Origin of the sequence: Streptomyces lunalinharesii, assembly GCF_039532155.1 — a bacterium.
In the GTDB taxonomy this organism is placed as follows: Bacteria; Actinomycetota; Actinomycetes; order Streptomycetales; family Streptomycetaceae; genus Streptomyces; species Streptomyces lunalinharesii.
Genome location: NZ_BAAARK010000005.1, coordinates 379,397 through 405,181, shown reverse-complemented (window position 1 = coordinate 405,181; position 25,785 = coordinate 379,397). Strand labels below are relative to the sequence as shown.

Genomic DNA, 25,785 nt, shown 5'->3' with positions numbered 1-25,785 from the left:
TCAGCCCTCCCCGCCCGCGCCCGCGGCGGGATCGTCCCCGGCCCGGAAGACGGGGAGCACCAACTCCTCGTCCACCCGCAGGAACTCCAGCCGCACCGGCATCCCGATCCGCACCCGGTCGTACGGCACGCCGACCACGTTGCTGACCATCCGCACCCCCTCCGCCAGCTCGATCAGCCCCACCGCGTACGGCCCCGCCGCGCCGCCGGCCCCGTCGGACGCGCTGAAGGCCGGGAACGGCGGGTGGTGCATCACCACGTACGAGAAGACCGTCCCCGCGCCGCTCGCCTCGACGGTGTCCCACTGGGCCGCGCCGCAGCCGTTGCAGCCGGGCAGCCAGGGCAGCCGCAGCCGGCCGCAGCCGCCGCAGCGCTGGATCAGCAGCCGGTGCGCGGCCACGCCGTCCCAGAAGCCGGCGTTGTCCCGGTTGACGACCGGCCGGGGCCGCTTCGCCCGGGACGGGCCGGGCCCGCCCCGCTCCGTGGGGCCGCGGCGGGCCGCCGGCGCGTACTTCAGGATCCGGAAGCGGTGCGTGCCGGCCAGTTCCCCGTTCGCCCGGACGTCCGTCCGCGTGGTGACGAAGTGTCCGGTGCCCAGCTTGGTGGTCTTGCGCGCGGACACCGACTCGATCACCGAGTCGTAGCTGATCGCGTCGCCGGGGCGCAGCGGCCGCAGGTACTCCTGCTCGCAGTCGGTGGCGACGACCGCGGTGTAGCCCGCGCCGTCGAGCAGCGCGAACAGCGCGTCGTGGGCGCCGGCGGCGCGGCCCTGGTGGCCGGCGAGCCCGCCCATGGTCCACGCCTGGAGCATGGTCGGCGGGGCCGTGGCGGCCGGCCCCCGGTAGGCGGGGTGGGCGTCGCCCATCGCCTCGCACCAGTGCCGGATCATCGGCGCGTTGACCGGGTCCCGGCCCGTGCCGCCGGTCGTCGCCGGCCGCCCCTCGAACGCCTTGAGCGCCCGCTCGTACGCGGCGTTGGCCGACGCCGCGTCCCGCTCCGGTATCCGCTGCTCCCCGCTCACCGGCGCCGCCCCCTGCGCATGCCCAGTCGCATCGTGGCCACGATCTCCCTCTGCACCTCGCTGACCCCGCCCCCGAAGGTGTTGATCTGCGCGGCGCGGTTCATCCGCTCCAACCCGCCGTCCCCGTGGGCGCCCGGCGAGCCGGCCCGCACGAGCGCGGTGTCGCCGACCACCTCCTGGCACATCCGGTAGACCTCGACCGTGCTCTCCGTCCCGGCGAACTTGACCCCGCTGGCGTCGCCGGGGCTCAGCGTCCCGGCGCCCACGTCGCCGACCAGCCGCCAGTTGAGCAGCCGGGTGGCGGCCAGCCGGGCGTGCGCCTCGGCGAGCCGGGACCGCACCCAGGGCAGGTCGGCGGGGCGCGCCCCGGTCTCCGGATCCGGCGTGCGGGCGTGGGCCAGTGCCGCGTCGTAGGCGTCCTCGGCCTGCATGCCGAGGGCCGCCAACGCGACGCGTTCGTGGTTGAGTTGGTTGGTGATCAGCCCCCAGCCGGCGTTCTCCGCGCCGACGAGGTTCCCGTACGGCACGCGCACCCCGTCGTAGTAGGTGACGGTGGTCATCAGCCCGCCGACGGTCTCGATGGGGGTCCAGGAGAAGCCGGGCGCGTCGGTCGGCACGAGGACGATCGAGATGCCGCGGTGCGGGGGCGCGTCCGGATCGGTGCGGCAGGCGAGCCAGATCCAGTCCGCCTGGTGGGCGTTGCTGGTGAAGCTCTTGCTGCCGTCGATCAGCCAGTCGGGGCCCTCGGGACCGCCCGGCGGCCCGCCCTCGCCCGCCACCCCGGCCCGCACCGCGCGGGTCCGCAGCGACGCCAGGTCCGTACCGGCCGCCGGCTCCGTGTAGCCGATCGCGAAGACCAGCTCGCCCGTGAGGATGCGCGGCAGGAAGAAGTCCTTCTGGGCTTGTGTCCCGTACTTCATCAGCGTCGGGCCGACGGTGTTCAGGGTGACCATCGAGACCGGGGCGCCCGCGCGGTGCGCCTCGTCGAAGAAGACGAACTGCTCGTCGGGGCCGCGCCCCTGACCGCCGTACGCGGTCGGCCAGCCCAGGCCCAACAGGCCGTCGGCGCCGATCCGGCGGAGCACCGTGCGCGCTTCCGCCGGGTCCGTGACCGGGCCGTCGGGCAGCAGGTCGCGGAAGTAGGCGCGCAGTTCGGCGCGGAGTCGTTGCTGGCGCGGGGTGGGGGCGAGGTGCACGTCGGCGGGCCTTCCTTCGGGTGCTGAGCGTGCGAACGAGCGAAACGGGTTTCTGACTGTCCGTCAGAAACCCGTTCGCTGTCAAGGTCCGCGCGGTGGACCCCAGAGCGGCCCACTGGCCCGCCGCGCGACGCCTCGCATCACCCACCGATCAGCCGCCCCACGCGGGTGGGGCGGGCCGACTCACCAGATCTGGTTGAAGTCGACGTTGGCGTTGTCCTGGTCGATCACCGTGAAGCCGTGACCGTTGACGCTGGCGGTGTTGTTCTGGTTCGACGCGCCGGGACCGTTGGCCACCTGCTGGCCGGTCGTGGAGTTGCCGTGGTTGTCACCGCCGACGCCGGTTCCCGTCTGGCTGGTGGCCGCCGAGCTCGACCCGTTGTTCGCGAAGCCGCCGTTGTCGGCCTGTGCGACGCCGGCGCAGAGCGCCGCGGCGAAGGGCAGCGCGAGGGCGACAGCGATGACACGGGCGGTACGGGTGCTTGCCATGTCTTCCTCCTACGGAAGGCAAACTTCTAGCTTCTGACTGGGGATCCGATAAGGGACCCGGCCTGCGGGACCCTCCCCCGGGCGGGGTCCCGACCTGCCGGCCCCCACTGCGGACGACCGGTCCCGACCGGTCCGTAAAGCGCTAACTCCATGAACTCACCGGGTAGTTGGCCAACCACCGCGGCACCTGCCTCGACGTCGCGACCTCAGGATTGCCCACCCGCCCCCCGCCGAACCCGCCACCACCGGCCGATTCCCCCGCAAGCATGAGGAACCCCGGGTAAACCCCGACGCCCCCACTCGCGCCCGAACGAAACCGCCGCCCACCACGGTGATCCAGTACAGGCCGGTCGCCCCTAGGGGAACGCCCTCCGCCCGCCGCCCCGACCCACCCGGCGCACACGTGATCTTCGCCGCACACCCGTCCCACCCCCCTTCCCTTCATCGAACATCCGTACGAAAATGAAGTCATGGCCACGCCCCGACGCCATACCGCACCGCGCACCGCACACCAGGCGGCGGCCGCGCTCCCCCCGCAGCCCCCCGCCACCGTCCGCCCGGCCCTGCCCCCAGCCCTACGGACGCCACCACCCGCCACCCCCGCGGACGCCCACCACGCCGCCCTCGCACACGCCCTGCGCGCCGCCGGGCGCGGCCACCCCGTCATCCCGCTGACCCGCGGCAAACTCCCCGCGCTCCCGTCCCCGCACCACGACCACGGCGCCGGCGCCGGCGACGAGCCCGCCGCGCCGCCCTGCCACGGCGCCTGCGGCCGCCTCGGCCACGGCGTCCACGACGCCGCCACCGACCCGCTCGCCATCCGCCGGATGTTCGCCGCCGCCCCCTGGGCCACCGGCTACGGCATCGCCTGCGGCCGGCCCCCGCACCACCTCGTCGGCCTCGACCTCGACACCAAGCACGGCGCCGACGGCCCCACCGCCCTCCGCCTCCTCGCCGCGGCGCACGGCTTCCGGCTCCCCGCGACGGTCACCGTCCTGACCCCCTCGGGCGGCCGGCACCTGTGGTTCACCGGCCCGCCCGCGCGACCGGTGGCCAACTCCGTCGGCCGGCTCGCCCCGGGCATCGACGTCCGCGGCGCGGGCGGCTACCTCGTCGGCCCCGGCTCCCTCACCACGCACGGCCGGTACGTCCTCGCGCCGGACGCCCCCGGCCACCCGGCGCCGGCCCCGCCCGGCCTGCTGGCCCTCCTGCACCCCCCGCTCGGCACCCCGACCGGCCACCCGCACGCGACCGCGCGCACCCGCCCCCAGCCGCCCGCCGCCGCCCTCCTGCGCTTCGTCCGCGCCTCCCCCCGGGGCCAGCGCAACGCCCGCCTCTTCTGGGCCGCCTGCCGCGCCTACGAGTCGGGGCTCGGACCGGAACTCGCCGAGCGCCTGGTGGCCGCGGCCCGCCACACCGGCCTCACGGACACCGAGGCCCGCACCACCGTCGCCTCGGCGGCCCGCCGCTGACCGGCCCCCGGGGCGCACCGCCCGCGGGGGCCGCCCGCCCGGCTACGCGGCCGGCTTCCGCGCCTCGATCAGGAACCGCGTCGTGTGCGCCACGAACGCCCCCTCCCGACGGATCAGCCCGTCCAACTCCCGCAACCTTTCCCGGTATTGCTCGACGGTGAATCCCGGCACCATCCACACCACCTTCCGCAGGAAGTACACGACGGCCCCGATGTCGAAGAATGCGGTGCGCAGCGTTTCGTACCGCAGATCGACGACGTCCAATCCCGCCGCTTCCGCCGCCCGCCGCGCGTCCTCGGGGTGCCGGGAACGCCGCACTTCCTCCGGCTGCGGCCCCAGGAAATACTCCACCACCTCGAACACACTGGCCGGACCGACCTGTTGGGAGAAATACGTACCGCCCGGCCGCAACACCCGGGCGATTTCCTCCCACCACACCGTCACCGGATGCCGGCTCGTCACCAGGTCGAACGCCGCGTCCCCGAACGGCAACGGCGGCTCGTCCTCGTCGGCCACCACCACCGCGCCCAGCGGGTGCAGCCGCGCGGTCGCCTCCGCGACGTTCGGCGGCCAGGCTTCCGTGGCCACCATGACCTGCGGGAACGTCCCCGCGCCGGCCAACACCTCGCCGCCCCCGGTCTGCACGTCCAGCGCCGCCGACGCCCCCGCCAGTCGCTGCGCCATCAACCGCTGATAGCCCCACGAGGGCCGTTGCTCGGTGGCCCGCCCGGCCAGCCAGGAAAAGTCCCAGCCGGCCACCGACACCTCGGCGGCCTCCGCCACCAATTCCTCAAAAGAACGCTCCATACCCCCACCCTCACCGTCCCGAGCCGCCCCCGCCAGCTATTTCCCTCCGCCGACGCCCACCCGGCCCCGCATTCCACGTCCCTTTACCGCCGCCCCGACCTTTTCCCTTTTGCCACCGGGCCGCCCCAAGAACACCCCGCCCAGCACCAGCAGCAATCCGCACCATTCCCGCCCGCCGAGCGCCTCCCCGGAAAGCGCCGTGCCCAACAACACCCCGGTCACCGGATTGAGCAGTCCGATCAGCCCCACCGTCGCGGCCGGCAGCCGCCGCAACCCGGCGAACCAGGTGGCGAACGCCACCGCCGTCGCCACCACCGTCACGTAGCCGAACCCCCACAACGCCCGCCCGTCGAGCACCGGTGGCGCGCCCTCCACCACCACCGCGAACGGCAGCAACAACAACCCGCCCGCCACCAACTGCCATGCCGTGGAGGCCAGTACGTCCACCTCGGCGCCGTCGTCGCCCGCACTCCACCGTTTGGCCAGCACGTAGCCCAGCGACGACATCCCCATCGCCCCGACCGACGCCAGCACCCCCACCGGATCCACCGCCATCGACGCCGTCAGCAGCATCAACCCGACCCCGCCGGCCCCCACCGCCGCCCCGACCAGATGCCCCGCCCGCGGCCGCTCGCCCAGCAGCCCCCACGCGATCAACGCCATGGCCAGCGGCGACAGCGCCATCACCACCGAGGCCAGACTCGTCGGCAACCGCTGCGCCGCCACGTAGACCAGCGCGAAGAACCCGCCCATGTTGAGCACGCCGAGCACCACCGACCGCCACCACCACGCCCCGCGCGGCAGCCGCCGCCCCACCGCCAGCAGCAGCAGACCGGCGGGCAACGCCCGGATCGCCGCCCCGTACAGCGGATGGCCGTCCGGCAGGAACTCGTGCGTCACGTAGTAGTTGGCTCCCCAGGCCACCGGCGCCACGGCCGTGACCACACCCCACCGCAAAGTACCTTCCATGGAAGGTAAACTACCTTCCCTGGAAGCTATACGCTCCCCCCATGCCCGAGATCCCGCCAACCACCCCCGACCACATCTCCCGCATCCAGGCCGAATGGGCCCGCGAACGCCCCGACCTCGACGTCCGCCCGCAGGGCGTCATCGGCCGCCTGCACCGCCTCGGCGCACTCCTCACCGACCGCCTCTGCCTCGTCTACCGCCGATACGGCCTCAGCGAGGGCGAGTTCGACGTCCTGGCCGCCCTGCGCCGCGCCGGCGCACCCTACGAGCGGGCCCCCGGCGAACTGGCCGCGCACACGATGGTCACCACCGGCGCGATGACCAAGCGGATCGACCGCCTCGAACGCGACGGCCTGGTCACCCGCCGCCGCTCGACCGCCGACGGCCGCGGCCGGGTGGTCGCCCTGACCGACGCCGGCCGCGACCTCTTCGACCGGGCCTTCACCGACCACATGCACAACGAGCGCACCCTCCTCGACGCCCTCGCCCCCGACGAGGCCGCCCACCTGGAAGCCCTCCTCACCACCTGGCTGAGCCGCGTCGAACCCCCGCGCCAGTAGCCGCGCCCCCGCCCCGCCAACCAGGTGAATCCCCCCACAGCACCCGCGCCAACCCCACAGAATCGAACGAGTGAGCGGTACCCTTTCCTCTGTGGCTGACAAGCAGAAGACCTACGACTTCCCCCAGGACCTGCGGGAAGCACAGCTGGAGCTGCATCAGGTCCAGTCCGCCCTCGCGGACCTCTACAAGCGCCTGCCGTGGTCGATCGAACCCCTCCCCGGCTGGACGCACACCAAGGAGAACGGCCACTTCCACGAGGCCGCACGCCCCGACTCACCGGGCTGGTCCGACGAGGAGCAGGCCCAGGTCGCCGAGTTGCGCACCCGCCAACTCGCCCTCGCCGAAAGCGTCGTCACCCACGCCTTCTGGTCCACCTGCGACGACACCCCCGCCGCCCGCTCCGCCCTCAAACACCTCCACGCCCAGGACGAAGCCGCCGAAGAACGCCAGGCCCTCGGCGAATAGCCCCACCCGGCCACCCCAGAAACACCGAAGACCCCCAACCGGTCCTCCCGGTCAGGGGCCTTCTCATTGCGGAGGCTGTGGGATTTGAACCCACGGTGGCGTTGCCGCCACGACAGTTTTCAAGACTGTTCCCTTAGGCCGCTCGGGCAAGCCTCCCCGCGGCACCGCGCGTGCGGTGTCGCGGGGATCAGACTAGCGCGTCACTTGTCGCCCGTGCGCTGTCCCAAGGTGACTTGGGTGGTGTGCTCCTTGCCGCTCCGCTTGTACGTGAGGGTGACACGGTCGCCGGGCTTGTGCTGCCAGATCTCGCTGATGAGGGTCGGGCCGCTGTCGATGACGGTGTCGTCGAGCTTGGTGATGGTGTCGCCGGGCTTCAGGCCCGCCTTGTCGGCCGGACCGCCCGGGGTGACCGGCTCGCTGCCGTTGTTGCCGGTCTGGGCGATGGTCGCGCCGTCGCCGGACTCCCGCATGCCGACCTGGACGCCTATCTGGGGGTAGACCGGCTGCCCGGTCCTTATCAGGTCCTCCGCCACCCGCCTGGCCTGGTCGATCGGGATCGCGAAGCCCAGGCCGATGCTGCCGGACTGGCCGGATTCGCCGCCCATCCCGCCGCCGTTCCCGGCGGACTGGATCGCGGAGTTGATGCCGATGACGTTGCCGCCGGCGTCCAGCAGCGGGCCGCCGGAGTTGCCGGGGTTTATCGACGCGTCGGTCTGGAGCGCGCTCATGTAGGAGGCGCTGCTGCCGCCGCCGTCGCTGGAGGCCACCGGGCGGTCCTTGGCGCTGATGATGCCGGTGGTGACCGTGCCGGACAGGCCGAAGGGCGCGCCGATCGCGATCGTGGCGTCGCCGACCTGGACGTTGGCGGACTTGCCGAGCGGGAGCGGGTTGAGCGTGGCGCCGGAGGCGTTCTTGAGCTTGATGACGGCGACGTCGTAGCCCTGGGCGTGGCCGATGACCTCGGCGTCGTACTTCTTGCCGTTGGAGAACGTCGCGGTGAGCCGGCCGCCGTCGGCCGCGCTGGCGACCACGTGGTTGTTGGTGAGGATGTGGCCCTGCTTGTCGTAGACGAAGCCGGTGCCGGTGCCGCCGTCGCCGCTCGCGCCCTGCGCCTCGATGGTGACGACGCTGGGCAGCGCCCGCTGCGCTATCCCGGAGACGGAGGTGGGCTTGCGGTTCAGCGCCTCGGGGTCGCCGGAGGCGGAGACCGTCGTCGAGCCGGTGTCGTTGCGGCCCGCGGCCCAGTAGCCGATGCCGCCGCCGACGCCGCCCGCGACCAGCGCGGCGACCAGCACCGCGGCGATCAGGCCGCCGTTGCGCTTCTTCGGGGGCGGCTGGTGGCCGGGCGGCGCCCAGGGGTCACCGCCGCCGGGCGGGGGCGCACCCCACCCACCGGCCGGACCGTGTCCGGCCGCGGCGTACGGGGAGGAGGGGGCCGGGGGCTGTTCCGGGTGGGCGGCCGGGGTCGGGGGGAGCGGCTGGGTGCGGTCGGGCTCGGCCGGGCCGGCGGTGCCGGGCTCGGCGGGCCGCGGCGCGTAGTCCGGCGGCGGGGGCGCCGCGGGCGGCGTGGCCGGCGCGGCCTGAGTCGGGTCGCCGGAGGCGGGCGCGGGGGCGCTGTCCGGCTGCGGCCCGGTCGGCGGCTTGGCCTCCGACGGGACGCCGGCTCCCTCGTTCTCGGTGCTCACAGCTCTCTCCTCAGTCAGCTTGCTTCACGGCGGTACCGGCCCGGGGACCGGATCCCGGGTCTCCCGGCATCCGGGATCCCGCGGTACTCCAGCATCCGCGATCCTGCCGCTCCGGGCGAGTCCCGACCGTCCCGTCGGTGGTCCACCGACCCGGCCCGACCGCCACCGCCCAGCGTCCCCCAGCCTTCCCCATGGCCCGTCAGAGGACCGTAAGCCGAACCTGTGACTTATTCACCTCGTTCATGAGCAAAGCGGCTCGGACGCGGGGTACCCGGCGCATGCGACATAACAGGCACCGCTCCTCCTCGACGAGCGCGCCGGGTGCGCGCGGTGCACCGGGTGCGCCGGTGATCGCCTCCCGGGCGGCCGCGGAACGGTGGATGGGACGATGGCGCGGTGACCTACCCACGCCCCGCCGAGGAGGCCCGCCCGGGTCGTCCCGCCATCGCCGTCGTGGCCCACCGCGGCGCCTCCGACGACGCGCCGGAGCACACCCTGGCCGCCTACCGGAAGGCGATCGAGGACGGGGCGGACGCCCTGGAGTGCGACGTCCGGCTGACCGCGGACGGGCACCTGGTCTGCGTCCACGACCGGCGGGTCAACCGCACCTCCAACGGGCGCGGCGCGGTCTCCGCACTGGAGCTGGCCGATCTCGCCGCGCTGGACTTCGGGTCGTGGAAGGAAGCCGTGGAGGACGCGCGGCGGACCGGCGGGCGAGAGGTGCACGCCGACGAGGAGCCGGACTGGCAACCAGGCAACGCCGAACGGACCTCGGTGCTGACCCTGGAACGGCTGTTGGAGCTGGTGGCGGACGCGGACCGCCGCGTCGAGCTGGCCATCGAGACGAAGCACCCCACCCGCTGGGCCGGACAGGTGGAGGAGCGGCTGGTCGAGTTGCTCGCCCGCTTCGGCCACACGAAACCGGCCACCCGCGACTGGACGCCCCCGGTCCGCGTCATGAGCTTCTCCGCCCGCTCCCTGCACCGGGTGCGGGCGGCGGCGCCGGGCATCCCGGGCGTCTACCTGATGCAGTTCCTCACCCCCCGCCACCGTGACGGCCGGCTGCCGCCCGGGGTGGGCATCGCCGGCCCCGGGGTGCGGATCCTGCGCGCCCATCCGGAATACGTCGCCAAGGCGCACCGGGCGGGCCACCAGGTGCACGTCTGGACGGTCAACGAGACGGACGACGTGGCGATGTGCCGGGACCTCGGCGTCGACGCAATCATTACGAACCGCCCCAAGCAGGTACGAACCCAACTCGGCCTTAGGTAAGGCTCATCACAGGGTGTGCACCGGCGCATTCGGCCCGTAGGTGACGGTGTCGAGTGCGTCACTGTGTGCCGGTTGGCCGGTTTCCGGTCCAGTCCATTGGGGCATCCATCCCGTGGCGTGGGGCAAAGGAGGTCTCGGGGGTGGCGTTGGTGGTGGCACAAGAGGTGCCGACGTCGTCGATCATGGCCGTACCTCATGGTCCAGTGGGTGTCGGCATGGCCAGGCGGCGCATGCGAGCAGAGCTGTTGGCAAGTGGAGTTCAGGACAGTGTCGTCGATGATGCGGTGCTGGTCCTCTCGGAACTCCTGAGTAATTCGTGTCGCCATGCGCGTCCGATATACGACGACGTCGCGTCGGATTCCGTAACGGGGCGCGTTCCCGACGGCGCGTCAGGACCCGACCGGGGCGGCGCCCTGGACACCGACCGCGACGGTTCCCCCGCGGTCGGCACCGGCGCCACCGTGCGCGCCGCCTGGCGCATCGACGGGCAGGGGCGCCTGGTCGTCGCGGTCACCGACGGTGGCGGCCCGACCCGTCCGGTTCCGGCCACTCCGTCCGTCACCGCCCGCGGCGGGCGTGGGCTGGCGATCATCCGCTCGCTCGCCAAGGACTGGGGCGTCCGCGACACCGCACCCGGCGAGGTGACGGTCTGGGCCGCCCTCTCGCTTCAGGGCGCCTTCGCTACGCGCGTTGACCTGACGGCGGATCTGTCCGCCGAGCTCACACCCGAGTTGCCGGCCGACCTGACGGCCGGGCTCCCGCTCTCCCTGCGGAAGGTCCCGCGCGCCGCCCCGCCCCGCACCGGGCAGCACGGCCGCCGCCCGGGCCGCGGCGCGTCCGGTCTGACCTTCGCGGACCTCGACGACCTGCCCTGACGCCGGCGTCGCGCCCTCCGTGCCGAGGGTCCCGCCGCGCTGACGGCGATGTTTGGCGGGCTTGCGGGCGCCGCTCTCCTCTAGGCTCGCGCCGGAACGCGTCCGCACCAGAGGAACCACCAGGAGACACCGTCGCCATGGCCAAGAAGCGCCGTCCCCAACCCCGGGCCGCAGCAGTACAGACCAAGGACGCCGAGGTGCCGGTGGTCGGCGCCCGCGAGCCCTGTCCGTGTGGTTCCGGCCGCCGTTACAAGGCATGCCACGGCCGGGAGGCGGCGCACGCCGTCACCGAGCTGGTCCGGCGTCCGTTCGAGGGGCTGCCCGGCGAGTGCGACTGGGTGGCGCTGCGCGAGCTGGTGCCCGCCGCCACCACCGAGTTGACCCTCAAGGGCGGCCTGCCCGAGGGCGTCCCGTCGGTGACGCTGGCCACCGTGCTCCCGATGGCCTGGCCCGCGCTGCGCCGGGACAACGGGGCGGTGCTGCTCGGCCTCCAGAACGACACCTCGTCCGGCGACATCAGCCGGGACCTCGCCGACACCCTCCAGCGGGCGCTGACCACCGAGCCCGGCCACCCGGTGGCCGCGGGGCGGGCCCCCGCCGACGGGCCGCGGCTGCAGGACCTGCTGGACCCGGACGCGCCTTTTGAGCCGACCGTCCACACCGGCTTCGAGTTCTGGGTGGAGAACGCCGAGAACGCCACCGCCGAGGTCGCCGCCTCCCTGGAGCGGGCCAACGCCGCGGCGATCCCGACCGCCCGGATCCCCGGCCTTGAGGGCGCGTACTGGTGCGAGGCCCCGGAGAAGAACCACCTGCGCTGGGTCACCGCGCACCCCGAGGAGCAGCTCCTCGACGCGCTCGCCCGGCTGCACGCCGCCGGCACCTCGTCGCTGGGCGAGGGCACCCGCCTGGTCGGCTCGTTCCGGGCGCACGGCCTGGTCGTCCCGGTGTGGGACCTGCCGTCGTCGATGGGCGCCGACGAGGTCACCGCCCCGGCCGCCGCCTTCGGCGAGCGGCTGGCCAAGGCGCTCGCCACGGACACCCCGCTGACCGCGGAGGAGCGCCGGGCCCGCGGCGGGCTCACCAACCGTCAGATCACCCTGAGCTGATCGCCCGGCCGGTTCGATCACGGACGTGAGAACCGTCACAGGCCCCGGCAACTGCCCGTACTTGCCGGTAAATCCGCGTCCGGAATTCCACGATCGAATTTGCGAACCGCCGATCTCTTGTTACGGTTCTAGGAGCCCGGTCGCTGGTGCATCCCCCGTCGCCAGCGACCGGGCGTTTCCATGCCCGGACGGCGCACGGCCGGCTCCGGGCGCACGCCCTCGCACGGCCGGGCCCTCAGCGCCCCGAACTCCCGCCGTCCGGCGTCCAGTTGCCTCCCGAGCGCAACAGCAGCCGCTCCCCCGCCAGGTCCGAGAACTCCGCCACCGCGCCGTACGGCAGCCGCGCCCCGCGCGCCGTGGGCCCGGCCGGCGTCTCGCACACCCCGGGCGCCCCGTCCGCCGGTACCGCGCAGTTCGCCTGGACGCTCCGGCCGTCCGGACGCAGCAGCGTCAACGCGGCGCGCAGCGGTTCACCCGTGGAGTTGTGGAAGAAGGTCCGCGCCCAGGTGCGGCCGGCCTCGACCAGGACGCAGGTCTGGGCCGTGATCCCCGGGCGGGCGGTGAGTTCGGGGCCGCAGTGGGTGGTGCGGCCCTGGGCCAGGAGGGGGCGGGTCAACTCGGTGAGCGGGTCGCCGGACGCGGCCGACGGGCCGGACGAATGGGGGTCGCGGCCGGCGTCCGGGACCACCGGCGGGAGGAGGCTGTCCGCCGGCCCGGCCGTCGCGGCGGCCAGGGGGACGGCGAGGGCGAGCACGGCGGTGCCGGCGAGCCCGATCAGGCGGAGAATCCGCGCACGCTGCATGGAACCCACTTGCGGAGATGGCGAGGTATGCCGGAGGTGTGGCACGGGGAAGGTGCCGCCCGCGGCGCGGCGGGCGGTGCGCCTCGAACCTATCGGGCCATCGGGGCGGCACCGGGTGCCCCCAACCGCGATTCCCGGAGGAATCGGGACAGCTCATACCCTTACGGGTGAACCGGAACTGCGCGTTTCCGGCCACCCGTGGAGGCACGCGGTGCGGTGGTGCGCGGCGGTGCTCAGTAGGCGAGCCGGCTGCCGCCGTCGGGGGTGCTGGTGCTCGCCGTCACCAGCGCGTCGACGATCGTGGCCACCTTCGGCAGCCAGGGGGCGGCCTGGGTGCTGGCCGGCGGGCGCTCCCAGCGGACCTTGCCGGCGCCGGTCGGCGACGGCGGCAGCACGAGGTAGCCGCCCTCGCTGTGGAAGCGCAGCGAACTCGGCACCCAGTCCCGGGAGCTCAGCAGTTCGCCCAACTCCGCAAGGTCGTACGGCGCTACGAGCAGCGACCAGCGGGTCGGGGTGGCCACCACGGGTCCGGTGCGGACGCCGAAGTGGTCCAGCGCGGCCAGCGCCCGGGCCCCCGCGACGGCCGGCAGGCTCACCGCGCAGGGCGCCCGGCCGCCGGTCGCCAGGACCACCGGCGCGTCCGGGCGGTTGGTCCACCACCACCGCACCATGCGGGCGTCGGTGGTGGCCGCCAGCACTGCAGGGTCGAAGGGGTGCGCCCCCGGCACCACGCAGTCGGCGTCGGGGCAGTTGCAGCGGCGGGGGGCCCGCTCGCCGAGGCCGAGCCGCCCGCCCGCCTGCTGCCGCCCGGCGGGTCGCAGCCCGACGCCCGGGAGGACGGGCCACTGCCACTCGGTGGCGCAGTGGAGCGCCGCACCGAGGAGCGCCGACCTCCCGCTGCGCCGGAACAGGGGCTTGCGTCGCCTTCCGAGGATCTCGCGCATGAGCGCTCGTTCCTTTCCGTTACGCCGAGGGATTGGTCCTTCGCACTGCACACCGATGAGCTGGACACACCGTAGGTGCGTGCCGTTTCGCAATTGCCGTTGTGCTGTTCCGGGCCGGTACGGAGTGGTGCGGGTGGTGCTGCGGCCCGGTCGTGCGGTTCGGCCGGCCGGCCTGATGGTGCGACCCGGAGGCCGTTCGCGCTCGATCACCACACGTGGCGATCGGGTCACCGCGTGTACGAGGCAGCGCATCACGCCGTACACCGGGCGTGGAACGTGGCGGAGGGTGGCGCGCGCATGGCGCTTGCGCTTCCGGTGGTGCCTTCCCGCCACTGGGGAGTGCGTCGCGGTGGTCGCCGTATAGGACGCTGGTGCCGGCCGGAGAGTTCCGGTGCGGCTCCAACTGCCCCCGCACCTATCCGAGTACGTACCCGCCACGGTGGATATGACGCGCTGCTGATCGCCGCCAGCAGACCTCAAATTGACGCCCGGTGGGCTTTTTTCAGGCCAATCTACAGACCTCGCTGACACCACAAACCCCAAGGGGACAGTGCTGGACATCACATTGCTGGTGCGTGTACATGTGGAGGCATTGATAGCGGAGCAGCATGACATGGGGGTTTGCGATGCTATTGAGGACATTGAGCGGACCGCACGACCGCACAACATCACTCAACAAAAAGCCGCACTCCCCGTCACATCGCGGCCTGAACTGGGATTTTTTCGGTCGCTTCGTAGGTCGTCGGCCATGAGCGCCCCCCACGTCCCGAAAGTGGCTGGAATCGAACCAGCGCTTCCCGGTCCGGCGCACACTGCCGGCCCTCGTGTGACGGCCTCTCCCAACGATCCCGCCGATCCAGCCGATCCCACCGGCCCCGCCTCCGACGCCTCCGTTGACGGCCCGTCCGGCACCGCCGGAACCGACCAGGGCGGTGCCCGCCCCGACGCCCCCGACGTCCCCTCCCCCGTCGACCGGATCGCCGCCGTCCAGGACCGGCTGGCGGGCTGGATCTCCGACCTCAGCACCCTGCACGACCTCACCGAACGGCTCGCCCGCACCCGCACCTTGGACGACGCGCTGCGCGAACTCCTGCGGGCCGGCGCCTTCCTCGTCGGCGCCCGGCGCGGACTGGTCGTGCTGGCTCCGCAGGACGGGCTCGGCCCGGAGACCACCGTCGGACTGGGCCTGGGCCACGCCGAGATCGGCCATCTGGAGACCGTGCCGCGCCGCGCCCTGTCGTACGCGCGGCTACTGGACGGCCTCCCCGAGCCCGGCGCGGGCGACGGCGCCGAGGCCGAGGCCCGCACCGAGATCGTCGAACCGGACATCCCCGGGGAGAAGGACCTCGACCCGCGGCTGCGCGAGGTCGCCGCCCGCCTCGGCTACGCCGCCAGCTACGCCGTGCCGCTCACCGCCGGCCCCGTGGGTCGGCTGGGCGCCGCGGTCTGGCTGTACGACGAACCGGCCGAGCCCGGCGACCGGCGGCGCCACCTCGTCGGCCTCTACCGCGCGCACGCCGCCGAACACCTCGCCCGGCTGCTCGAACTCCACCGCAGCCGGCAGGCCGCCCGGACCCTCCGCGACGAACTGCTGCCCCGCCGGCTGCCGCGGATCCCCGGCGTCCGGCTCGCGGTGCGGCACGCCACCGGGCCGCGCGGCGGCGGCGACTGGTACGACGCGCTGCCGCTGCCGGACGGCGCGCTGGGCCTGGCGGTGGGATCGGTCACCGGTTCCGGGCCGAGCGCGGTGGCCGCCATGGGGCGGCTGCGGGCCTCGCTGCGGGCCTACGCCGTCATGGAGGGCGAGGACCCGGTCGCGGTCCTCTCCGACCTCGAACTGCTGATGCGGCTGACCGAGCCGGCCCGGAGCGCCACCGCGCTGTTCGCCTTCACCGAGCCGCCGCCGGGCGGTCCGGGCGGGCCCCCGGTGCCGGCCGGGCTCCGCGGCCCGGCGCCGCGCAAGATGGTGCTGGCCGGGGCCGGCCACTGCCCGCCGCTGGTCCTCGGCGACCTGCGGGCGGAGTTCGTGGAGACCTCGCTGTCCGCGCCGCTGGGCATGCTCGCCTGTTGGGAGGCGCCCAGCGTGGAGATCGAGCCGGCCCCCGGCGAGACGGTGCTCCTGTACAGCGACGGGCTGCTGCACCGCACCGGCGAGCCGATGGACCGGGCGTTCGCCCGGCTGCACTCCGCGGCCGCCGGCGTCCCCCGGGCCGACCGGCACGACCCGGAGGCGGTGGTGGGCCACGTCGTACGGGCCATGCTGCCGCAGGGGCTGGACGACGCGACCTCCGAGGAGGATGTGGTTCTGCTCGCGGCGTACTTCGAGGAGTAACGGCGTCACCGCAGGTCAGAGGGGTGAGCACGGCGGCACCCGGCGCCCGGGGCCGTCGTGCGGGACAGGTCACCTCGTCCGACCCCTGGACCGGAATCCGCTCGCACTTACGATGGAATCCGGTTCAGTCTGAAAAGCCTTAAAAGGAGGCGTGGTGACCGACGAGCTCGCTCCGGAGACCCCGGAAGAGGAAGAGCAGCCGATCAAGCAGCGCAAGAACGGCCTGTACCCGGGCGTATCGGATGAGCTCACCGAGAACATGAAGGGCGGCTGGGCGGACACCGAGCTGCGCGGCCTGGAGCCGATCGCGCAGGCGTCGCACGCCGCCCGGCGGCGCGCCGCGCTCTCCGCGCGCTTCCCCGGCGAGCGCCTGGTGATCCCCGCGGGCCTGTTGAAGACCCGCTCCAACGACACCGAGTACCCCTTCCGGGCCTCGACCGAGTACGTCCACCTCACCGGCGACCAGACCGACGGCAGCGTGCTGGTCCTGGAGCCGCGCGGCGACGGGGCCGAGGGCCACGACGAGACGGTCTACCGCCTGCCCCGCTCCGACCGCGAGAACGGCGAGTTCTGGCTGAACGGCATGGGCGAGCTGTGGGTCGGTCGGCGGCACGGCCTCGACGAGTCCGCGGCCCTGCTCGGCATCGCCTGCAAGGACGTCCGCGAGCTGCCCGAGCAGCTCAAGGAGGCCACCGGCCCGGTCCGGGTCGTCCGCGGTCACGACGCCCCGATCGAGCAGGCGCTGCACGACAAGGTCACCGCGGAGCGGGACGAAGAGCTGCGGGTGTTCCTCTCCGAGGCCCGGCTGGTGAAGGACGACTTCGAGATCGGCGAGCTGCAGAAGGCCGTCGACTCGACGGTGCGCGGCTTCGAGGACGTGGTCAAGGTCCTCGACAAGGCCGAGGCGACCAGCGAGCGCTACATCGAGGGCACCTTCTTCCTGCGCGCCCGGGTCGAGGGCAACGACGTCGGCTACGGCTCCATCTGCGCCGCCGGCCCGCACGCCACCACCCTGCACTGGGTCCGCAACGACGGCGCGGTCCGCTCCGGCGACCTGCTGCTGCTCGACGCCGGCGTGGAGACCACCACCCTCTACACCGCGGACGTCACCCGCACCCTGCCGATCAACGGCCGCTACACCGACCTCCAGCGCAAGGTCTACGACGCGGTCCACGAGGCCCAGGAGGCCGGCATCGCGGCGGTGAAGCCGGGCGCCGGCTTCCGGGACTTCCACGACGCCGCCCAGCGGGTGCTCACCGAGAAGCTGGTCGAGTGGGGCCTGGTCGAGGGCCCGGTGGAGCGCGTCCTGGAGCTGGGACTCCAGCGCCGCTGGACCCTGCACGGCACCGGCCACATGCTCGGCCTGGACGTCCACGACTGCGCCGCGGCCCGCACCGAGAGCTACGTCAACGGCACGCTGGAGCCCGGCATGGTGCTGACCGTCGAGCCCGGCCTGTACTTCCAGGCGGACGACCTGACGGTCCCCGAGGAGTACCGCGGCATCGGCATCCGGATCGAGGACGACATCCTCGTGACGGAGGACGGCAACCGCAACCTGTCCGCCGCGCTGCCGCGCCGGTCGGACGAGGTCGAGGCGTGGATGGCGGGCCTGCTCGGCAAGTAGGTCCCGCGCGCGACGTCAACGGCGCGCCGGAGCGGGTGGCTTCAGTCCCCCCGCTCCGGCGCGCCGTCGTCGTCCGGACCGTCGTCGTCCGGGCCGGTGGGCTCCGGGGTGCCGGCCGGCCGGCACGTACCGGTGGTGTACGCGCCCGCCCGCGCCGCGGCCCACACGGCGGTGGCGGTGGACTCGGCGAGGCCGGGCTCCACCGGGCGGCGGGCGATCAGGATCCGGTAGTAGAAGGGCGCGCCGAGGGCCGCCATCACCGCTTCGGGGTCGGTGTCCGCGGGGAGTTCGCCGCGCGCGATGCCGCGCCGCACCAGTGCGCCGGCCAGCACCAGCCGCTCGTCGAAGAAGTCCCGCAGTGCGGTGGCCGCCTGGGGGTCGCGGGCCGCGACGGCCACCACCGCCTCGATCAGGCCGCGGGTCCGGTCCGCACCGTAGAACCGTCCTATTCCGTGGGCCAGCGCGCGGAGGTCGCCGGGCAGGGTGCCGGTGTCCGGCAGCGGCACCCCGCTGCTCATGTCGGTCAGCAGCTCGCAGACCAGCTTGTCCACGCTGCGCCAGCGGCGGTAGAGGGTCGCCAGGTGCACCCCGGAGCGTTGGGCCACCCGCTCCATGGAGAGCGTGGCGAAGCCGCCGTCGGCCAACTCCTCGGAGACGGCGGTCAGTACGGCGCGGCGGGTACGCGCCGTTCGTCCCCCGGGGCGGGTCTCGCCCGGGGCCTGGTGCGCGGTCGTCACGGCGGCTCCGTTACGGGGTCGTGATACGGATCGCAGCGCGGATTGCAGTGCGGGTTCTGGCCAAGTATTGTCCAGGACAGATTAACGCGAGCAACTTCGCGTTAATCGGGGTGCCGCGCTGGTCTCGCTGGGAAAGGGGACGCCGCGGGGGAGGTCCTCCTCTCGCGAGACCGCGCAGTCCACCTTCGCCGAACGGCGAATTCCAGCCGTTTTCCGGCTCTTCCGAGTTCCCCCTGTTGTCGCCCGGCCCGCCCGGCCCTGGGGACCGTCCCGGCCCGCCGTTCGCGGCCCGCTCAGCGCAGCCCGTGCCGCCGGGCCACCATCCGCTCCACCGCCGCGTCGGGCAGCAGCCGCCGCAGCAGGAAGACCGCGGGGGCGTTGCTGCCGACCGCGTAGTGCGGCCGGGGGCGGGCCGCCTCGACCGCCTTCAGGACGGTGGCGGCGACCTTCTCCGGCGGGATGCCGCGCGCCTCGTTGGCGTCGAGGGCGGTCAGCATCGTCCGGTACGCGTCCGCGAACGGCGAGCCGTCCGCCACGTAGTGGGTGCGCCGGGCGCTGATGCCGGTGGCGATCGAGCCCGGTTCGACGGTGGTCAGCGCCACGCCGTAGGGCGCGACCTCCCGCCGGGCGGCGTCCGCGAAGCCCTTGAGCGCGGCCTTGGACGCCACGTAGGAGGAGCGGTAGGCGAGCGGGAAGCTGGCCAGCATGGAGCCGATCATCACCACCCGGCCGTGGCCGCGCTCCCGCATCCCCGGCAGCACGAGCTGGGTGAGCCGCACGGCGCCGAAGACGTTCAGCTGGAAGAGCCGGCGGACCGCGGCCATCGGGAGTTCCTCGAAGGGCCCGTTCTGGCTCTCGCCGGCGTTGTTGACCAGCACGTCCACCGGGCCCGCCGCCGCGGCGCACGCCTCGATGCCCGCCTCGTCGGCGAGGTCGAGCGGGAGGTAGCGGACGCCGGGCAGCGGTGCGGCGAGGGTCGACGGGTCCCGGCTGGTGCCCAGGACGCGGTAGCCGCGGGCGACCAGTGCCGCGGCCACCGCGGCGCCGATGCCGGAGGAGGCGCCGGTCACCAGCGCGGTGCGCCCGCCGCGGTCGCCCGCACCGGCCGGGTGCCGGCCCGTCGCGGGGGCGCTCACGTCAGGTCGCGGGCGAGCGCCCGCCCCGCCGCGCGGCCGGAGAAGATGCAGCCGCCCAGGAAGGTGCCCTCCAGCGCGTTGTAGCCGTGCACCCCGCCGCCGCCGAAGCCGGCGACCTCGCCGGCCGCGTACAGCCCGGCGAACGGCGTGCCGTCCGGCCGCACCACCTGCGAGTCCAAGGTGGTCTCCAGACCGCCCAGCGTCTTGCGGGTCAGCAGGTGCAGCCGGACCGCGATCAGCGGGCCGTGCGCCGGGTCGAGCAGCCGGTGCGGCTTGGCGACCCGGGCCAGCTTGTCGGGCCAGTACTCGCGGGCGTTGCGCACCGCCATCAGCTGGAGGTCTTTGGAGTAGGGGTGGGCCACCGCCCGGTCCCGGGCCAGCACTTCCCGCTCGACCGTCGCGTAGTCGAGGGGGGCCGACGGCTCGACGGCGTTCATCCCGGCGACCAGTTCGCGCAGGGTGCGCCGGACGACGAAGTCCGCGCCGTGGTCGAGGAACGCCTGGACCGGGCCGGGTGCGCCCTTCTTCAGCCGCGCCAGCGCGAGCTTGAGGTCCTTGTCGGTGATGTCCGGGTTCTGCTCGGAGCCGGAGAGCGCGAACTCCTTCTCCACGATGGAGCGGGTCAGGACGAACCAGGTGTGGTCGTGGCCGGTGTGCACGATGTGGCGCAGGGTGGCCAGGGTGTCGTGGCCGGGGAAGAGCGGTGCGGGCAGCCGGCGTCCGGTGGCGTCCAGCCACAGCGACGACGGGCCGGGGATGATCCGGATCGCGTGGTCGGGCCAGATCGGGTCCCAGTTCTTGATGCCCTCGGTGTAGTGCCACATCCGGTCGCGGTTCACCAGCGAGCCGCCGGCCCGTTCGGTGATCTGCAGCATCCGCCCGTCCACGTAGGCGGGCACGCCGGTGATCATCGACTTGGGGGCCGGGCCGAGCCGGTCGACCGGCCAGTTCTCGCGGACCAGTGCCTGGTTGGCGCCGATGCCGCCGGAGGTCACCACCACCGCCTGCGCGCGCAGCGCGAACTCGCCGGTCGCCTCGCGCCCGGAGGCCACCCCGCGCGGGAGGTCCGACGGCGCCAGCGTGGTGCCGCGCACCCCGACCGCCGCCCCGTCCTCCACGATCAGCTCGTCGACCCGGTGGCGGTGCCGGAAGACCACCAGCCCGCGCTCGGCCGCGGCCCGCACCGGTTCGGCGAAGACCCGGACCACCTCGGGGCCGGTGCCCCAGGTGAGGTGGAAGCGGGGGACGGAGTTGCCGTGGCCCGTCGCCAGGCCGGCGCCACGCTCGGCCCAACCGACGGTCGGCATCACCCGCAGCCCGAGGTCGTGCAGGTAGCGGCGCTTCTCGCCGGCCGCGAAGTCCACGTACGCCTGCGCCCACTGCCGCGGCCAGTGGTCCTCGCGGTCCCGGTCGAAGCCGGCGGAGTCCAGCCAGTCGGACAGCGCCAGTTCGGGCGAGTCCTTGATGCCGGCCCGTCGCTGCTCGGGGCTGTCCACCAGGAACAGCCCGCCCAGCGACCAGAACGCCTGGCCGCCGAGGTTGGCCCCGCTCTCCTGGTCGACGACGAGCACCCGGCGCCCCGCACGGGTGAGTTCGTAGGTGGCGACCAGCCCGGCCAGCCCGGCCCCTACGACGATGACGTCGGCGTCGTCGCTCATTCCGCCACCTCGTTGCGCTCGCTCATGGGGGGAGCTCCTCTGCGGTTCCGCGGCGGCCGTCGACACCCGGCCGACAACCTTGTCGCGTCCATGTCCGTAACAACCGATACAGGAACGTATCCGATGGGTCGGTGCCGCAACAAGGACCACCGGGAAGACGCCGGCCGGGGCGACGCCCGCACCACCACGGCGCCGCCACAGGTCCGGCTTCTACTATGAGCGGGACATCTGAGCGGACGTACTCCGTCGTCGTCACCGCCGGCAGCGGTCCGGTCGGGGCGGTCGGAGCGAACTGGGGGGACCTGGCGTGGGCTTCATGGACCGCGTACGCGGCGAATTCATCGACATCATCGAGTGGACCGACGACAGTCGGGACACCCTCGTGTGGCGCTTCCCGCGCTTCGAGAACGAGATCAAGATGGGCGCCAAGCTCATCGTGCGCGAGTCGCAGGCCGCCGTCTTCGTCAACCAGGGCCGGATCGCGGACGTCTTCGCGCCGGGCATGCACGAGCTGCAGACCGGGAACCTGCCGATCCTGTCGACGCTCCAGGGCTGGAAGTACGGCTTCCACTCGCCGTTCAAGGCGGAGGTCTACTTCGTCACGACCCGGCAGTTCACGGACCTGAAGTGGGGCACGCAGAACCCGGTCACGGTGCGCGACCCCGAGTTCGGCATGGTGCGGCTGCGGGCGTTCGGCGGCTACGCGGTGCGGGTCACCGACCCGGGCCGGCTGATCACCGAACTCGCCGGCACCGACCCGCAGTTCCGCACCGAAGAGGTCGAGGAGTACCTGCGGCAGCTGATCGTGGGGCGGCTCGGCACGCTGCTGGCCAGCTCGGGCATCCCGATGCTCGACCTCGCCGCGCGCCAGGCCGAACTCGGCGACCGGCTGGCGAAGGCCCTGACCGACGAGCTGGCGACGTCGCACGGCCTCTCGATCCCGAAGTTCATCATCGAGAACATCTCGCTGCCGCCCGAGGTCGAGCAGGCCATCGACGCCCGCAGCCGCATGGGCATCATCGGCAACGTCGACAACTACGCGCGCCTCCAGGCCGCGGACGCGGTGCGGGACGCGGCGAACAACCCCGGCGGCGCCGGCGAGGGCGTGGGCCTGGGGCTGGGCATGGCCGCCGGCCAGCAGCTGGCGCAGGCGTTCGCGCCCCAGCAGCCCCAGCAGCCCGCCGCGCCGGCCCCGGGCGGCGGGGCCGTGCCGCCGCCGCTGCCCGGGCAGCAGCAGTACCAGTGGTACGTGGCCGTGGACGGGCAGCAGCAGGGCCCCTACGACCACGCGACGTTCACCGGGCACATCGGCTCGGGCGCGGTCCGGCGCGGCATGCTCGCCTGGCGCGAGGGGATGGCGGCGTGGCAGCCCGTGGAGAACGTGCCGGAGCTCGCCCCGCACTTCCGTGCCACCCCGCCGCCGCTGCCGCCGCAGGCGTGACGCACCGCCAGGAGGCCGTGACCCCATGAGCTACCAGCCGTACGAGCCGCAGCAGCCGTATCCCCAGCAGGCGCCGCAGGGGTACCCGCCCCAACAGCCCTACCCGCAGCAGGCGCCGCAGGGGTATCCGCCCCAGCAGGGGTACCCACAGCAGCAGGCGTACCCGCAGCAGGTGCCGCAACAGCAGCCGCCGCAACAGCCGTACCAGCAGCAGCCGCACGACCCGCAGCAGCAGCCGCCCCCGCCGCCCCCGCAGGACGGGCAGGACGGGCAACAGCCGCAGTCCTACGCGTGTCCGAGCTGCGGTTCCACCGCCGAGTACGCCCCGGGCACCCAGGTGCTGCGCTGCCCGAACTGCCGGTACGAGCAGCCCATCGCGCCCGTCAACCGCGAGGTGCGGGAACACGCCTGGGAGGAGCTGGCGGGCCTGGCGCCCAAGCCGACGGCGGCCGGCGGGCAGGTCCTGCAGTGCCCCGGTTGCGGTGCGGCCAACGAGACCTCCGCGCTCTCCGGCCGCTGCCAGTTCTGTGCCACGCCCCTGGTCGCCTCGACCGCCGGGGACCGGATCGTGCCCGAGGGCCTGGTGCCGTTCCGGGTGAACAAGCGGGACGTGCACGACAACCTCGGCAAGTGGGCGAAGTCCCGCTGGTTCGCGCCGAACAGCCTGAAGAAGGTGAACGCGGCGGAGACCCTGCACGGGACGTACGTGCCGCACTGGACGTACGACGCCGCGACCACGTCCGCCTACAGCGGCGAACGCGGCGAGGAGTACACCGTCGGCACCGGCGACAACAAGGAGACCAAGGTCCGCTGGTACCGCGCCAACGGCACCGTCCAACGGTTCTTCGACGACGTCCTGGTCCCCGGGGCCGGGCACGTCCCGGCCGACCGGCTCCAGGCCCTGGAGCCCTGGCCGCTGAAGCAGGCGGTGGCCTACCAGGAGGCGTACCTGGCGGGCTTCCGGACCCTGCGGTACGACGTCGAGCCGGAAGCGGGCTTCCAGAACGCCCAGCAGAAGATGGCCAAGGTCATCGAGAAGGACTGCAAGCGGGACATCGGCGGTGACCGGCAGCGGCTGCACTCGGTGGACACCAACTACGGGTCGGTGACCTACAAGCTCCTGCTGCTGCCCGTGTGGTTCGCCTCCTACGTCTACAACGGCAAGCAGTGGCAGGTCATGGTCAACGCCGAGACCGGCGAGGTGTCCGGGGACCGTCCCTACAGCCCCTGGAAGATCGCCTTCACGGCCCTCCTGGTGACCGCCGTGGTGACGACGCTCCTGATCGTCTACAACAAGTACCGGCACTGACGGGCGGCGCCCCGGACAACGTCGACGCGGCGCTCACGAAGCCTCGTGAGCGCCGCGTTCGCGCGGGGTCCGGCTGGGGCCGCGGGGCCCTCAACGCTTGGTGGTGCCGTTGAACAGCGCGCGCGACCAGACGTAGCCGACCAGGGAGATGACCGCGCACCAGGCGAGCGCGATCCAGCCGCTGTTGCCGATCGCGGAGCCGGAGAGCAGGCCGCGCAGCGCCTCGGTCATCGGCGTGAAGGGCTGGTGCTCGGCGAACCAGCGCAGCCCCGGCGACATCGAGGCGGCCGGCACGACCGCGGAGCCGAGGAACGGCAGGAACTGGATGAGCAGCGGCTTGTTGCTCGCGGACTCCACGGTCTTGGAGAGCAGGCCGAGCGCGGTCGACAACCAGGTCACCGCGAAGGCGATCGCCGCGAGCAGGCCGGCGGCGGCGAGCCACTGAAGCGGCGTCGCCCCGGACCGGAAGCCGACGGCCAGCGCGACGCCCACCACCAGCACGGTGCACACCATGGTCTGGAGGACGCTGCCGAGGACGTGCCCGGTCATGAACGACGAGCGGGTGATGTTCATGGTGCGGAAGCGGTTGATGATGCCTTCGGTCATGTCGGAGCAGACCGCGATCGAGGTCGACATCGAGCCGGCCGCCACCCCCATGATGATGATTCCGGGCGTCAGGTACTCCAGGTAGGCGTCCCGTCCGCCGCCGCCCGGCAGCCCCGTGCCGATCGTGTCCCCGAAGGCGTAGACGAAGAGCAGCAGCATCAGGATCGGCATCATGGCGGTGCCGAACCCCACGGACGGGTAGCGGATCGCGTGCTTGAGGTTCCGCCGCAGCATCGTCATCGAGTCGTGCGCGGCGTGGACGAGGGTGCTCATCGTCGGGTCTCCTTGGCGGGGTGCGGGGTGCCGGTGCCGGTCAGGGCGAGGAACACGTCGTCCAGGTCGGGGGTGTGCACGGAGAAGTCCGCGGCCCTGATCCCGGCGGTGTCGAGCCGGTCGAGCAGGGCGCGCAGCGCGTCGAGGCCGCCGTCGCCGGCCACCCGCAGGGCGAGGCCCTCGTCGTCGCGGGCCGCGCCGGGGAAGGCGACGACCGCGCGCTCGTACTCGGCGGGGTGGGTGAACCGCAGCCGGACGTGGCTGCCGGGGATCTGCGCCTTGAGCGTGTCGGCGGTGCCCTCGGCGACGATCCGACCGCCGTCGAGCACGGCGATCCGGTCGGCCAACTGGTCCGCCTCCTCCAGGTACTGGGTGGTGAGGAAGACGGTGGTGCCGCCCGCGACCAGTGCGCGCACGGTGTCCCACATGGTGCGGCGGCTGCGCGGATCGAGTCCGGTGGTCGGCTCGTCGAGGAAGATCACCTGCGGGTCGCCGACCAGCGTCATCGCGAGGTCGAGCCGGCGGCGCATGCCACCGGAGAAGGTCGCGGCCTGCTTCTGCGCGACGTCCGCGATCTCGAAGCGCCGGAGCAACTCCCGGGCCCGGGAACGCCCTTCGCGCTTGCCCAGGCGCAGCAGGTCGGCCATGAGGAGCAGGTTCTCCTCGGCGGTGAGCAGGTCGTCGAGCGCGGCGAACTGCCCGGTGACGCCGATCGCGGCGCGCACCCCGTCCGGTGCCGCGGCGACGTCGTGGCCCGCGACGCGGGCCTCGCCGCCGTCGGCGGCGAGGAGCGTGGAGAGGATCTGCACGGTGGTGGTCTTGCCGGCGCCGTTGGGCCCGAGCAGCGCGAACACGGACCCGGCCGGGATGTGCAGGTCGATGCCGTCGAGCACGGTCTTGTCGCCGTAGGACTTGCGCAGTCCGGTGGCGGAGACGGCGACGGACGACGACACACCCGCGCCCGTTGGCGCGTTCATGACAGTAGTGGACATGGAGCCCTCCCGTT

24 protein-coding genes and 1 tRNA gene are annotated in these 25,785 nt (G+C 73.4%); 10 read left to right on the top strand and 15 right to left on the bottom strand.

What is annotated here, in order from left to right; all coding sequences use genetic code 11:
- The 3 genes from ABD385_RS11330 to ABD385_RS11320 all read right to left on the bottom strand — a co-directional run bounded on the left by ABD385_RS11330 (position 1) and on the right by ABD385_RS11320 (position 2,705).
- Entirely contained in the window at positions 1 to 1,020 is a 1,020-nt protein-coding gene (locus ABD385_RS11330) for a bifunctional MaoC family dehydratase N-terminal/OB-fold nucleic acid binding domain-containing protein (RefSeq protein ID WP_344574997.1), read from the bottom strand.
- Positions 1,017 to 2,216, bottom strand: a complete 1,200-nt coding sequence (locus ABD385_RS11325) for an acyl-CoA dehydrogenase family protein (protein ID WP_344574996.1) — start codon at positions 2,214 to 2,216, stop codon at positions 1,017 to 1,019. The genes ABD385_RS11330 and ABD385_RS11325 overlap by 4 nt, the downstream gene beginning before the upstream one ends.
- Positions 2,217 to 2,399: 183 nt before the next feature.
- The gene (locus ABD385_RS11320; RefSeq protein WP_344574995.1) at positions 2,400 to 2,705 is read right to left on the bottom strand and encodes a hypothetical protein; all 306 of its coding nucleotides are present in this window, start codon (positions 2,703 to 2,705) and stop codon (positions 2,400 to 2,402) included.
- Between the two features lie 470 nt (positions 2,706 to 3,175).
- On the opposite strand from ABD385_RS11320, the gene ABD385_RS11315 reads away from it, so the two are divergent.
- Positions 3,176 to 4,177 carry a bifunctional DNA primase/polymerase gene (locus ABD385_RS11315; RefSeq protein WP_344574994.1) on the top strand — a complete coding sequence of 334 codons (1,002 nt, stop codon included), beginning with the start codon at positions 3,176 to 3,178 and terminating at the stop codon, positions 4,175 to 4,177.
- Between the two features lie 42 nt (positions 4,178 to 4,219).
- On the opposite strand, the gene ABD385_RS11310 is transcribed toward ABD385_RS11315, so the two are convergent.
- Both ABD385_RS11310 and ABD385_RS11305 read right to left on the bottom strand, forming a co-directional pair.
- Complete coding sequence (locus ABD385_RS11310; protein WP_344574993.1) at positions 4,220 to 4,984, bottom strand: class I SAM-dependent methyltransferase; 765 nt, start codon at positions 4,982 to 4,984, stop codon at positions 4,220 to 4,222.
- A gap of 36 nt (positions 4,985 to 5,020) precedes the next feature.
- Positions 5,021 to 5,953 (bottom strand): DMT family transporter, encoded by a 933-nt coding sequence (locus tag ABD385_RS11305; RefSeq protein WP_344574991.1) that lies wholly within the window; start codon positions 5,951 to 5,953, stop codon positions 5,021 to 5,023.
- Positions 5,954 to 5,994: 41 nt separating this feature from the next.
- On the opposite strand from ABD385_RS11305, the gene ABD385_RS11300 reads away from it, so the two are divergent.
- The gene (locus ABD385_RS11300; RefSeq protein WP_344574989.1) at positions 5,995 to 6,513 is read left to right on the top strand and encodes a MarR family winged helix-turn-helix transcriptional regulator; all 519 of its coding nucleotides are present in this window, start codon (positions 5,995 to 5,997) and stop codon (positions 6,511 to 6,513) included.
- A gap of 91 nt (positions 6,514 to 6,604) precedes the next feature.
- The gene (locus tag ABD385_RS11295; RefSeq protein WP_344574988.1) at positions 6,605 to 6,979 is read left to right on the top strand and encodes a hypothetical protein; all 375 of its coding nucleotides are present in this window, start codon (positions 6,605 to 6,607) and stop codon (positions 6,977 to 6,979) included.
- A gap of 69 nt (positions 6,980 to 7,048) precedes the next feature.
- Here ABD385_RS11295 and ABD385_RS11290 read toward each other — a convergent pair.
- Positions 7,049 to 7,135, bottom strand: a tRNA-Ser gene (locus ABD385_RS11290).
- A gap of 44 nt (positions 7,136 to 7,179) precedes the next feature.
- Positions 7,180 to 8,664 (bottom strand): S1C family serine protease, encoded by a 1,485-nt coding sequence (locus ABD385_RS11285; RefSeq protein WP_344574987.1) that lies wholly within the window; start codon positions 8,662 to 8,664, stop codon positions 7,180 to 7,182.
- A gap of 396 nt (positions 8,665 to 9,060) precedes the next feature.
- On the opposite strand from ABD385_RS11285, the gene ABD385_RS11280 reads away from it, so the two are divergent.
- Complete coding sequence (locus ABD385_RS11280) at positions 9,061 to 9,936, top strand: glycerophosphodiester phosphodiesterase family protein (protein WP_344574986.1); 876 nt, start codon at positions 9,061 to 9,063, stop codon at positions 9,934 to 9,936.
- 58 nt (positions 9,937 to 9,994) lie between these two features.
- Here ABD385_RS11280 and ABD385_RS11275 read toward each other — a convergent pair whose 3' ends face one another.
- The gene (locus tag ABD385_RS11275; RefSeq protein ID WP_312636285.1) at positions 9,995 to 10,120 is read right to left on the bottom strand and encodes a hypothetical protein; all 126 of its coding nucleotides are present in this window, start codon (positions 10,118 to 10,120) and stop codon (positions 9,995 to 9,997) included.
- On the opposite strand from ABD385_RS11275, the gene ABD385_RS11270 reads away from it, so the two are divergent.
- Complete coding sequence (locus ABD385_RS11270) at positions 10,077 to 10,811, top strand: ATP-binding protein (RefSeq protein ID WP_425585383.1); 735 nt, start codon at positions 10,077 to 10,079, stop codon at positions 10,809 to 10,811. The genes ABD385_RS11275 and ABD385_RS11270 overlap by 44 nt on opposite strands.
- Before the next feature lie 137 nt (positions 10,812 to 10,948).
- The gene (locus tag ABD385_RS11265; protein WP_344574985.1) at positions 10,949 to 11,917 is read left to right on the top strand and encodes a DUF5926 family protein; all 969 of its coding nucleotides are present in this window, start codon (positions 10,949 to 10,951) and stop codon (positions 11,915 to 11,917) included.
- A 235-nt stretch (positions 11,918 to 12,152) separates the two neighbouring features.
- Here the strand turns inward: ABD385_RS11265 and ABD385_RS11260 are convergent, their stop codons facing one another.
- Together ABD385_RS11260 and ABD385_RS11255 are read right to left on the bottom strand one after the other, a co-directional pair.
- Positions 12,153 to 12,719 (bottom strand): hypothetical protein, encoded by a 567-nt coding sequence (locus tag ABD385_RS11260; protein ID WP_344574984.1) that lies wholly within the window; start codon positions 12,717 to 12,719, stop codon positions 12,153 to 12,155.
- A gap of 233 nt (positions 12,720 to 12,952) precedes the next feature.
- Positions 12,953 to 13,663 (bottom strand): bifunctional DNA primase/polymerase, encoded by a 711-nt coding sequence (locus tag ABD385_RS11255; protein WP_344574983.1) that lies wholly within the window; start codon positions 13,661 to 13,663, stop codon positions 12,953 to 12,955.
- A gap of 748 nt (positions 13,664 to 14,411) precedes the next feature.
- Between ABD385_RS11255 and ABD385_RS11250 the strand changes: the two genes are divergently transcribed.
- The gene (locus tag ABD385_RS11250) at positions 14,412 to 15,995 is read left to right on the top strand and encodes a PP2C family protein-serine/threonine phosphatase (RefSeq protein WP_344574982.1); all 1,584 of its coding nucleotides are present in this window, start codon (positions 14,412 to 14,414) and stop codon (positions 15,993 to 15,995) included.
- Positions 15,996 to 16,149: 154 nt separating this feature from the next.
- On the top strand, positions 16,150 to 17,619 hold the full coding sequence (locus tag ABD385_RS11245) for an aminopeptidase P family protein (protein ID WP_344574980.1): 1,470 nt from the start codon (positions 16,150 to 16,152) through the stop codon (positions 17,617 to 17,619).
- A 41-nt stretch (positions 17,620 to 17,660) separates the two neighbouring features.
- Here the strand turns inward: ABD385_RS11245 and ABD385_RS11240 are convergent, their stop codons facing one another.
- The 3 genes from ABD385_RS11240 to ABD385_RS11230 all read right to left on the bottom strand — a co-directional run bounded on the left by ABD385_RS11240 (position 17,661) and on the right by ABD385_RS11230 (position 21,150).
- Entirely contained in the window at positions 17,661 to 18,356 is a 696-nt protein-coding gene (locus tag ABD385_RS11240; protein WP_344574979.1) for a TetR-like C-terminal domain-containing protein, read from the bottom strand.
- 293 nt (positions 18,357 to 18,649) lie between these two features.
- Complete coding sequence (locus tag ABD385_RS11235) at positions 18,650 to 19,492, bottom strand: SDR family oxidoreductase (protein WP_344574978.1); 843 nt, start codon at positions 19,490 to 19,492, stop codon at positions 18,650 to 18,652.
- Positions 19,489 to 21,150, bottom strand: coding sequence for an FAD-binding dehydrogenase (locus ABD385_RS11230; RefSeq protein WP_344574977.1), 1,662 nt, complete (start codon positions 21,148 to 21,150; stop codon positions 19,489 to 19,491). Before ABD385_RS11230 ends, ABD385_RS11235 begins: the two co-directional genes overlap by 4 nt.
- Before the next feature lie 316 nt (positions 21,151 to 21,466).
- On the opposite strand from ABD385_RS11230, the gene ABD385_RS11225 reads away from it, so the two are divergent.
- Both ABD385_RS11225 and ABD385_RS11220 read left to right on the top strand, forming a co-directional pair.
- Complete coding sequence (locus ABD385_RS11225; RefSeq protein ID WP_344574976.1) at positions 21,467 to 22,591, top strand: SPFH domain-containing protein; 1,125 nt, start codon at positions 21,467 to 21,469, stop codon at positions 22,589 to 22,591.
- Between the two features lie 25 nt (positions 22,592 to 22,616).
- Entirely contained in the window at positions 22,617 to 23,900 is a 1,284-nt protein-coding gene (locus ABD385_RS11220) for a TFIIB-type zinc ribbon-containing protein (RefSeq protein ID WP_344574975.1), read from the top strand.
- Positions 23,901 to 23,990: 90 nt separating this feature from the next.
- Here ABD385_RS11220 and ABD385_RS11215 read toward each other — a convergent pair whose 3' ends face one another.
- Entirely contained in the window at positions 23,991 to 24,779 is a 789-nt protein-coding gene (locus ABD385_RS11215; protein WP_344574974.1) for an ABC transporter permease, read from the bottom strand.
- Entirely contained in the window at positions 24,776 to 25,771 is a 996-nt protein-coding gene (locus ABD385_RS11210) for an ATP-binding cassette domain-containing protein (protein ID WP_425585382.1), read from the bottom strand. The genes ABD385_RS11215 and ABD385_RS11210 overlap by 4 nt, the downstream gene beginning before the upstream one ends.
- Between the last annotated feature and the right edge of the window lie 14 nt (positions 25,772 to 25,785).

What these genes read in the sequence shown, in the direction of transcription:
- ABD385_RS11320 (WP_344574995.1), bottom strand. Translation starts at nt 2,705, where the DNA reads ATGGCAAGCACCCGTACCGCCCGTGTCATCGCTGTCGCCCTCGCGCTG.
- ABD385_RS11315 (WP_344574994.1), top strand. Translation starts at nt 3,176, where the DNA reads ATGGCCACGCCCCGACGCCATACCGCACCGCGCACCGCACACCAGGCG.
- ABD385_RS11310 (WP_344574993.1), bottom strand. Translation starts at nt 4,984, where the DNA reads ATGGAGCGTTCTTTTGAGGAATTGGTGGCGGAGGCCGCCGAGGTGTCG.
- ABD385_RS11305 (WP_344574991.1), bottom strand. Translation starts at nt 5,953, where the DNA reads ATGGAAGGTACTTTGCGGTGGGGTGTGGTCACGGCCGTGGCGCCGGTG.
- ABD385_RS11300 (WP_344574989.1), top strand. Translation starts at nt 5,995, where the DNA reads ATGCCCGAGATCCCGCCAACCACCCCCGACCACATCTCCCGCATCCAG.
- ABD385_RS11275 (WP_312636285.1), bottom strand. Translation starts at nt 10,120, where the DNA reads ATGATCGACGACGTCGGCACCTCTTGTGCCACCACCAACGCCACCCCC.
- ABD385_RS11265 (WP_344574985.1), top strand. Translation starts at nt 10,949, where the DNA reads ATGGCCAAGAAGCGCCGTCCCCAACCCCGGGCCGCAGCAGTACAGACC.
- ABD385_RS11260 (WP_344574984.1), bottom strand. Translation starts at nt 12,719, where the DNA reads ATGCAGCGTGCGCGGATTCTCCGCCTGATCGGGCTCGCCGGCACCGCC.
- ABD385_RS11255 (WP_344574983.1), bottom strand. Translation starts at nt 13,663, where the DNA reads ATGCGCGAGATCCTCGGAAGGCGACGCAAGCCCCTGTTCCGGCGCAGC.
- ABD385_RS11250 (WP_344574982.1), top strand. Translation starts at nt 14,412, where the DNA reads ATGAGCGCCCCCCACGTCCCGAAAGTGGCTGGAATCGAACCAGCGCTT.
- ABD385_RS11230 (WP_344574977.1), bottom strand. Translation starts at nt 21,150, where the DNA reads ATGAGCGACGACGCCGACGTCATCGTCGTAGGGGCCGGGCTGGCCGGG.
- ABD385_RS11225 (WP_344574976.1), top strand. Translation starts at nt 21,467, where the DNA reads ATGGACCGCGTACGCGGCGAATTCATCGACATCATCGAGTGGACCGAC.
- ABD385_RS11220 (WP_344574975.1), top strand. Translation starts at nt 22,617, where the DNA reads ATGAGCTACCAGCCGTACGAGCCGCAGCAGCCGTATCCCCAGCAGGCG.
- ABD385_RS11215 (WP_344574974.1), bottom strand. Translation starts at nt 24,779, where the DNA reads ATGAGCACCCTCGTCCACGCCGCGCACGACTCGATGACGATGCTGCGG.
- ABD385_RS11210 (WP_425585382.1), bottom strand. Translation starts at nt 25,771, where the DNA reads ATGTCCACTACTGTCATGAACGCGCCAACGGGCGCGGGTGTGTCGTCG.